The sequence below is a fragment of the Pseudomonas sp. Z18(2022) genome (genome assembly GCF_036346535.1).
Taxonomy (GTDB): domain Bacteria; phylum Pseudomonadota; class Gammaproteobacteria; order Pseudomonadales; family Pseudomonadaceae; genus Aquipseudomonas; species Aquipseudomonas yamanorum_A.
This window is the reverse complement of record NZ_JAOTOA010000050.1, coordinates 1-9,291: the sequence shown is the minus strand read 5'-3', so window position 1 is coordinate 9,291 and position 9,291 is coordinate 1. Positions and strand designations below refer to the sequence as shown.

At 63.1% G+C, this 9,291-nt stretch carries 3 protein-coding genes; 1 reads left to right on the top strand and 2 read right to left on the bottom strand.

The features are described 5' to 3' along the window. Nucleotides 1-125: 125 nt before the first annotated feature. The gene (locus V3W39_RS33355) at nt 126-1,601 is read right to left on the bottom strand and encodes an efflux transporter outer membrane subunit (RefSeq protein WP_177075873.1); all 1,476 of its coding nucleotides are present in this window, start codon (nt 1,599-1,601) and stop codon (nt 126-128) included. After that, nucleotides 1,601-2,395, bottom strand: coding sequence for a helix-turn-helix transcriptional regulator (locus V3W39_RS33350; protein WP_177049005.1), 795 nt, complete (start codon nt 2,393-2,395; stop codon nt 1,601-1,603). The genes V3W39_RS33355 and V3W39_RS33350 overlap by 1 nt, the downstream gene beginning before the upstream one ends. A 485-nt stretch (nt 2,396-2,880) precedes the next feature. On the opposite strand from V3W39_RS33350, the gene V3W39_RS33345 reads away from it, so the two are divergent. Further along, on the top strand, nt 2,881-9,162 hold the full coding sequence (locus tag V3W39_RS33345) for an amino acid adenylation domain-containing protein (protein WP_330214167.1): 6,282 nt from the start codon (nt 2,881-2,883) through the stop codon (nt 9,160-9,162). Nucleotides 9,163-9,291 lie beyond the last annotated feature (129 nt).

Sequence of the window (9,291 nt, the reverse complement as noted above, 5' to 3'; positions counted from 1 at the left end):
GTCGGCTTTCAGGCCGCCGTGCTGTTGATCTTGATCTTGCTCTTGATCTGACTGCCCCATTCAGCCCGGAGTGAGGGAACACCGAGCCTAGGCGAGGTGCCGACAGGCGGGGCAGAGCCCTTTGCTTACTTTGGGGCTTTTCCAAAGTGAGCCGCTGTAAGAGCGGAACCATAAGCAGCCGTTACCGAAGTAACGGATATGCTCCCAGCCCCAGAAGATGCCACCTCCCACCCCCCACCCAACGCCGTATACAAATTCACCTCCGCCACCAACTGCGCCAACCGATCAACAATCAACGCCTGCTGCGAATTGAACAACGACCGCTGCGCATCCAAAAACACCAGATTACTGTCCACCCCACTGCGATACCGATGCTGCGCCAGGTCGTAATACTTCTGGTTGGCCCGAACAAAATCCCGCTGCGCCGCCAACTGATCGTTATACGTCTGCCGCGCCGCCAACCCATTGGAGACCTCCTGAAACGCGGTCTGAATCGATTTCTCATACTGCGCGACATAGATGTTCTTCTGAATCTTCGCGTAATCCAGACTGGCCCGCAGACTGCCCGCATTGAAGATCGGCAGATTGATCTGCGGCTGGAACACCCAGCTCCCCGAACCACCCTGGAACAATCCCGAGAGGTCCTTGCTGCTGGTCCCCGCATTGGCCGTCAGCGTAACCGAAGGAAAAAACGCCGCCCGCGCCGCGCCAATATTCGCGTTGGCCGCCTGGAGCTGATACTCCGCCTGGACAATATCCGGCCGCCGCTGCAGCAGGTCCGACGGCAACCCGGCCGGCACCCGGGCCACCAGGTCGGCGGACAGCGGCTGTGCCGGCAGCGAATCCGGCACCGGCCCGCCCACCAGCAATGCCAGGTTGTTGAGGTCCTGGGCAACCTGGCGCTGGTAGCGGGCGATGCTGGCGCGGGTGCTTTCAACGCTGGTCTGGGCCTGGATCACATCGATCGACGTCGCCTTGCCCGCCGTTTTGCTACGGGAGGTCAGGCGCAGGCTGTGCTCGTCCGACGTCAGCGTCTGCTGGGCCAGGGCCAGCAGTTCCTGGTCGGCGCGCCAGGTCAGGTAGGCGTTCGCGACGTTGGCCACCAGGCTCAGTTGCGCACTGCGCCGGGCCTCTTCAGTGGCCAGGTACTGCAGCATCGCCTGTTCACTGAGGCTGCGCACACGGCCGAAAAAATCCAGCTCGTAGGCACTCACGCCCAACGTCGCTGAATAGGTAGAGGTGATCGCAGATTTGCCGGTGCCAGTGGCGCGGCGCGGGACTTTCTGGCGGTTTTCGGCAGCCGTGGCCGACACCGCCGGGAACAGGTCCGCGCGCTGGATGCGGTATTGCGCCTGGAACGCTTCCACGTTCAGCGCCGCCACCCGCAGGTCGCGGTTATTCTCCAGCGCCTGGCCAATCAACTGCCGCATCACCGGGTCACGGAACAACTGCTGCCAGTCAGGCCCTGTAGCCGATGGACCGACAATGCCGCCGTTATACAGCGGGTATTGCGCCGGTGTCGGCGCCTCGGGCCGTTGATAATCCGGGATCAGCGAACAGCCGCCAAGCACACACACCACACCGAGCATCAGTTTTTTCATTACGCGCCAACCATCCATTTGGCCAGGCCATGGCGGCCACTGACCCCCAGTTTGGCCGCCGCACGCTTGAGGTAAGTCTCGATGGAGCTGTTTTTCACGCTGAGTTTCTCGGCCATCTGCGGCACGGTGCCGCCGGTCAACAACCCCAGGCAAACCTCCTGCTCCCGCGCCGACAGGGTGATGTCACTGAGTGACAGGCGTTTGTAGAATTCGCGCTGCAATTGCGACTGCTCCAGCGGGGTTTTAGAGGGCTCGGGCGCTACCAGCGGCACCTGGCGATTGATCTGCGCGTGGCGCTCCATCAACGGCAGCAGTGTTTCCGAGAGGCTTTTGAGAAACGACAGTTCGGCCAGGGAAAAGGCCCGCTGGGTGTGGGGCCGATAGAACGAAATCACGCACCGCCGGTTGGCCTGGCGCGACACCAGGTTGCACTGGTGGGAGGTGCCGCGGGCGTGGGTGCTGTTGGCCTTGGCATTCATCTGGATCAATAGCGGGTCGTTCATGCCGAGCATTTTTTTCAGCAGCGGGTGATCGTCGCGGTGATGCAGGGTGCGCGGTGGCGGCAGGTCCTGCTTCAACCCGTCACTGCCGAGCAGCTTGATATCGAGCACACTGGCCTGGTGCTCGTCGAGGGTCCATTCACTGAGGTCCACCAAGTGCACCGGTACCAGTTTGTTCACCAGTTGCAGCATGTTTGCGGCAAAGGGATCGGTGCCTGCGCTGGAAATCAATTCCCCCAATTCGAAATAAAACTGCGGACTTTCCATATTCCGAATACTGCTGGTCAGACTCATAGCCATCTCATCCTTGATGTCGAAAACCGTCAACGGTTGCCCCTTCGTGTGCAGGCCTCCCGTTCTCCTTGAACCTGGGTCGGTGCTCGAGGCTTTATTTAGCCACGGGGAATTGTCCTACGTATGTAGCGGAAACGAGGGACACAACCTGCCATAAAAATCGCGCCATTATTTCGTCATTTCTGACAGTTAAATAATGCGTGGATGCGCCGTTCGTGGATTTTAGAGTTTGTTAACTAATTGAAATTAAATGTTTTTATTGGTTTTTTTGAAAAGGCATGGCGATCCGGCATCGGCCAGATATAGCCAATCTCCTACATTCATTTAATCGTTTCAGCACTGAACCATCAGCCAACCTCGGCGCGGTACCCGGCTGTCCGGGTTTCGGGTGACATACGCGCCTTGGGGGCGGTGCTTAAATCCCGTCGATTTCGCCTCAATGGGGCGTTGTGCGCCTTATCGACACCTCACATGAGAAGGATCTTATGAAGTTTTTTCCCCTGACCGCCGCCCAGCGGGATATCTGGCTGGACCAACTGCGCCTCGGCGACTCGCCGCTGTACAACATCGGCGGCTATGTCGACCTCGCCGGCCCGGTGAACCCCGCATTGATCCAGCGCGCTATCGAGCAACTGGTGGCCAAGCACGACGGGTTGCGCACGGTGTTGCAGGTGGCGGAAGACGGCTTGCCCCGGCAGGGTTTTGCCGAGGTGATGGCGGTATCGGTGCCGCAGCATGACTACTCCCGTCTGCCCGATCCCGAGGCTGCCGCCCAGGCCTTGCTGCAGGACGAAATGGCCCGCGCCTACCGGCTGGTCGAGGAACCGTTGTTCCGGTTCTTCCTGGTCAAGCTCGACGACCTGCATTACCGCCTCGGCACTCAGGCCCACCACCTGATTCTCGACGGCTGGGGCTTCGGCCAGATGCTGCAATCCCTGGCCGGCCTCTACAGCGCCCTGGAGCAGGGCTGGCAACCGGAGCTGTCGGCGCCGTCCTATATCGACTTCATCGACAGCGACGAACGCTATCGTGAGTCGGCCCGTTTCGCCCGGGACCGCAGCTACTGGCTGGATAAATACCGGGTGTTGCCCGAGCCGCTGCTGACCCCCCGTTACCAGGCCCGGGGCCAGGCGCCGAGCAACACCCTGGTGGCGCCATTTCCGGCGGCGCTGCTCAACCGCATGGCCCGTGTCGCGAGTCGTTACCAGGCGTCGGCGTTCCATGTGTTGTTGGCTGCGATGTATGTGTATTTCAGCCGCACCGGCCAGCGCCAGGAGTGGGTGGTGGGGCTGCCGATTCTCAACCGTTCCAATGCGCGCTTTCGTTCGACCCTGGGGCTGTTCACCCAGGTCAGCGCCGTGCGTTTGCAGTTCAGCGAAGACGGGTCTTTCAGCGCGTTGGTGCGCGGTGTACGGGACCAGCTCAAGCAGGATTTCCGGCACCAGCGCTTCCCGCTGAGCGAGATGAATCGCGAGCTGGGTCTGCTGCGTGCCGACCGTGGCCAACTGTTCGACCTGTCGGTGTCCTATGAACAGGACGACCATGAGTTTCGCTACGGCCAGGCATCGGCCCGGGCGATCAAGGTCTCCAACCACCACGAGCCCTTGCCGCTGGCGATTCACCTGCGTAGCAACCGCTACCACGACACGGCGTGCCTGCACTGCGTCTACAACGAGGCGTATTTCCAGGCGCATGAAGTGCAAGCCCTGGCCGAGCGCCTGGTGTATCTGCTGGAGCAGGGGCTGAAAGATACAGACCGGACACTGGCGGATTTCTCCCTGGTGACGCCTGCAGAAACCGCGCAGTTGCAACGCTGGAACGCCACCGCCCAAGCGTATCCGGCGGCGCAAACCCTGCATGGACGTATCGAGACCCAGGCCGCGCTGGCGCCGCATGCAGTCGCTGCGGTGTATCAGGGCCAGCGGCTGACGTATGCCGAGTTGAATCAACGGGCCAATGCCCTGGCGCATCAACTGCTGGTGCTGGGAGTCAAGCCTGACGACCGTGTGGCAATCGTCGCCCGACGCGGCCTGGAAACGCTGGTGGGGTTGCTGGGGATTCTCAAGTCCGGCGCCTGCTATGTGCCGGTGGACCCGGCCCATCCCGCCGAGCGCCTGAATTACCTGCTCCATGACAGCGCACCCGTAGCGGTGCTGACCCAGACGGACTTGCTCGAACGCTTGCCGGTACTGAGCGTGCCGGTGATCAACCTGGACCAGGCCACCGCACACTTGGCGAGCAACCCTCAGGTTGCAATGACCCCCGCCAATCTCGCCTACGTGATCTACACGTCGGGCTCCACCGGCCTGCCCAAAGGCGTGATGGTGGAGCACCACACCGTGGCCAACCTGGTGGACTGGCACTGCCAGGCCTTCGACCTGCACGCGGGCAGCCACACAGCCAGCGTGGCCGGTTTCGGCTTTGATGCGATGGCCTGGGAAGTCTGGCCGGCCTTGTGCGTGGGCGCGACCTTGCACCTGCCGCCGGCTCACGACGGCGCGGAAGACATCGACGCGCTGCTGGACTGGTGGCGCGCGCAACCGCTGGACGTGTGCTTCCTGCCCACACCGGTGGCCGAGTATGCGTTCAGCCAGAACATCGAGCACCCGACCCTGCGCACCTTGCTGATCGGTGGCGACCGCCTGCGCCAGTTCAACCAGGCCCGCCGTTTTGCGGTGATCAACAACTACGGCCCGACTGAAGCCACCGTCGTTGCCACCTCGGGCCTCGTTGAGGTCGGGCAGCCGCTGCACATCGGCAAGCCTGTCGCCAATGCCACGGTCTACCTGCTGGATGAGCAGCAGCGACCGGTGCCTATCGGCATTGCTGGCGAGTTGTACGTCGGCGGCGCAGGCGTGGCGCGGGGCTACTTGAACCGCCCGGAAATGACCGCTGAACGCTTCCTCGATGACCCGTTCAACCCGGGCCGGATGTACCGCACCGGCGACCTGGCGCGCTGGCTGCCGGACGGCAATCTCGAATACCTGGGGCGCAACGATGACCAGGTAAAAATCCGTGGCATGCGTATCGAACTGGGTGAAATCGAATCCGCCCTGGCCGCGTGTGAAGGCGTCACTGAAGCCGTGGTGCAGGTGCGGGACGGTCAACTGCTGGCCTGGTTCACCGAACAAGCCCCGGTGCAGATCGACCAGCTTCGCGCCGACCTGCAAGCGCGCTTGCCGGATTACATGGTGCCGCAGGCGTTCGTAAAACTCGATGCATTGCCCCTGACCGCCAACGGCAAGCTCGACCGCAAGGCCTTGCCGGCGCCTGGCAGCGATGCGTTTGTCAGCCGAATCTACGAAGCCCCCCAAGGCCCCACGGAGATCATCCTGGCGCAGCTCTGGAGCGAGCTGCTGCACGTCGGGCAGGTAGGGCGGCATGATCATTTCTTCGAGCTGGGCGGCCATTCGTTGTTGGCCGTTCAACTGGTACAGCGCATGCGCCAGGCCGGATTGCAGGCCGATGTGCAGGTACTGTTTGGCCAGCCGACATTGGCCGCGTTGGCGGCTGCGGTCGGCGAAGGCCGCGAGCCTGATGTGCCGGCCAACCTTGTTCCTTTGGGCTGCACCTCCATTACGCCAGGCCTGTTGGTGCTGGCCGAACTGGATCAGCCAAGCATTGAGCGCATCAATGCCGCCATTCCCGGTGGCGCCGCCAATGTGCAGGAAATCTATCCGCTGGCGCCGTTGCAGGAAGGCCTGCTCTATCACCACATCACTGACGAGCGCGATCCGTACCAGCAACACGCGATGTTCAGCTTCGCCCGCCGTGATCAACTGGACGCCTTCGCCCAGGCGCTGCAACAGGTGATCGACCGTCACGACATCCTGCGCACCAGCCTGGCATGGGATGCCCTTGAACAACCGATGCAGGTGGTATGGCGCGAGGCGCGGCTGGACGTGGAAGCGGTAAGCGTTGCAGGTGACTCAATCGTCGAGCAACTGCGCGAGCGCCAGCGCCCGCTGGATTTGCGCAAGGCGCCGCTGATGGCCCTGGATTACGCCGAAGACCCGCTGAACCGACGTTGGGTGGGCATGCTGCGTTTCCATCACCTGGTCAACGACGCCACATCGACCCAAGTGCTGATGGCGGAAATCCGCGCCCATCTTCAAGGCGAGCAACAGCAACTGCCGGCACCGGTGCCCTACCGCAACGTGGTCGCCCAGACTCGTTCGCCGGCACGCCAGGCCGGGCATGAAGCGTTCTTCCGCGAGCGGCTGGCAGATGTCGACGAGCCGACCCTGGCCTTCGGTTTGCAGGAGCGCCAGGCGGATCGCCGCGAGACTGAGGAAGCCGATGTACTGCTTCCCGACGCCCTTGGCCAGTTGCTGCGTGAGCAGGCGCGAAGCCTGGGCGTCAGTGCGGCGAGCCTGTTTCATCTGGCGTGGGCCCAGGTGCTGGGGCGCGTCTCGGGCCGTGATGATGTGGTGTTCGGTACGGTTCTGCTGGGACGTTTGCAGGCCGGCGAGGGCGCGGACCGGGCCTTGGGCATGTTCATCAACACCTTGCCGCTGCGGGTGCGCCTGGCCGGGTTGACAGTGCGCGAGGCGATCAAGGAGACCCAGCAGCAACTCAGCGCCTTGCTCGCCCATGAGCAGGCCTCGCTGGCGTTGGCCCAGCGTTGCAGCGGCGTCACGCCGCTGTTCAACAGCCTGCTGAATTACCGGCATGCCTCGGCCGAGGAGCTTCAGGAACTGCTGCCCGGCATCGAATTGTTGAGCAGTGAAGACATCCTCAGCTACCCGCTGATGCTGACGGTGGATGACCTGGCCAGCGGTTTCCGGCTCAAGGCCAAGGCCCCACGCAAGATCGGCGCCCAGCGATTGCTGGATTACCTCGGCACCGTGCTGACGGGGTTGGTGGAGACGCCAGAAGCCCCGCTGTTCGAGGTGCAGGTGCTGCCTGCGACCGAACTGCAACAGCAACTGGTGGACTTCAACGCCAGTGAAACCGATTACCCCGTGGACCTGACCGTCCACGCCCTGTTCGAAGCCCATGCCCGGCACACCCCTCACGCGGTGGCGGTGCAGGCCGGGGAGCAGCAGTTGACCTATCGCCAGCTCAACGAACGCGCCAATCGCCTGGCCTATCACCTGCGCGAACGCGGGGTGCAGCCGGACTCGCGGGTGGCGCTGTGTGTCGAGCGCGGGTTGGACCTGGTGGTGGGCTTGCTGGGCATTCTCAAGGCCGGCGGCGCCTATGTGCCCCTGGACCCGGGCTATCCCCGTGAGCGTCTGGCCTACATGCTGCAAGACAGCGCCCCGGTGGCGTTGCTGGTACATGGCGCGACCCGCGACCTGCCGGGGCCGGTGTCGATACCGGTGATCGACTTCGATCATTGCGCCTGGCACCAGGCACCTGAAGGCAATCCGCTGGTGCCGGGGTTGAGCGTCGGCAACCTGGCCTACGTGATGTACACCTCCGGCTCCACCGGCACGCCCAAGGGCGTGATGATCGAGCATCGCGGCCTGGGCAACCTGATGCACTGGGGCTCGCAACTGTGCCCGAATGCCGAGGGCGGCGCGTTGTTGCAGCGGGCGCCGTTCAGTTTTGACGGCTCGGTGTGGGAGCTGTTCTGGCCGCTGACCAATGGCATGCGCCTGGTGCTTGCGCGGCCCGATGGCCACCGTGAACCGGCGTACCTGGCGCAGGTGATTCGTGAGCAACAGATCAGCGTGATCAAGTTTGTGCCGGCGATGCTGCAGCAGTTTCTGGAGCTGGAGGAGTCTGCGCAGTGCACCAGCCTTACTGACGTTTTATGTGGCGGCGGCGAGTTGACCGAGGCTCTGGCCCGTGGGGTTCAGGCGCGGTTGCCCAGGGTGCGCTTGCATAACGTCTACGGGCCTACCGAGGCTACGGTGGACAGCAGCGCCTGGACCCTGGAGCCGGGTGCGCCGGTGCCTGCGGTGCAGTTGCCGATTGGGCGGGCTATCAGTAATACCCGGCTGTATGTGTTGGATGAGCATGATCGGCCGGTGCCGCTGGGGTGCAGTGGGCAGTTGCATATCGGCGGGATGGGTGTGGCTCGCGGGTATTTGGGGTTGGCGCAGATGACGGCGGAGCGGTTTATCGACAGCCCGTTTGTGGCGGGGGATCGGTTGTATCGCACGGGGGATCTGGTGCGTTATCTACCGGACGGGAATCTGGAGTTTCTGGGGCGCAATGACTTTCAGGTGAAGCTGCGTGGGGTGCGGCTGGAGCTGGGGGAGGTTGAGGCGCGGTTGGCGGCGCATCCCGGGTTGCGGGAGGTGGCGGTGTTGATTCGGGATGAGCGGTTGGTGGCGTATTTCACGGTGCGTGATGGGGTGCCGGGGCTTGAGGCGTTGCGTAGCTACATGGTGGAGGGGTTGCCGGAGTACATGGTGCCTTCGGCGTTTGTGCGCATGGAGGCGTGGCCGCTTAATCCGGCGGGGAAGCTGGACCGCAAGGGGTTGCCGGAGCCTGGGGTGGAGGCGGTGTTGAGCCGGGATTATGAGCCGCCTTTGGGGGAGGTGGAGACGGTGATTGCGGGGGTTTGGGCTGAGGTGCTGAAGTTGGATCGGGTGGGGCGCCGGGATCATTTCTTTGAGCTGGGGGGGCATTCGTTGTTGGCCGTGGGGGTGGTGGCGCGGATGCGCAAGGCGGGGTTGGAGGTGGATGCCCGGTCGTTGTTCAGTCAGCCGACGGTGGTGGGGTTGGCGGGGGTTGTGGGGAGGAGGGTGGAGCGGGTGGAGGTGGTGCCTGCTTTGGGGATTCCGCAGTTGGGGCGGAGGCGCAGGATTTGAGGGTTGGTGTGGTGTACATATCCATTCCTGCGGTAACGGCTGCTTATGGTTCCGCTCTTACAGCGGGTCACTTTTGAAAAGCGCAAAAGTAACCAAAACGCTCTGCCCCGCCTGTCGGCGCCTCGCTGT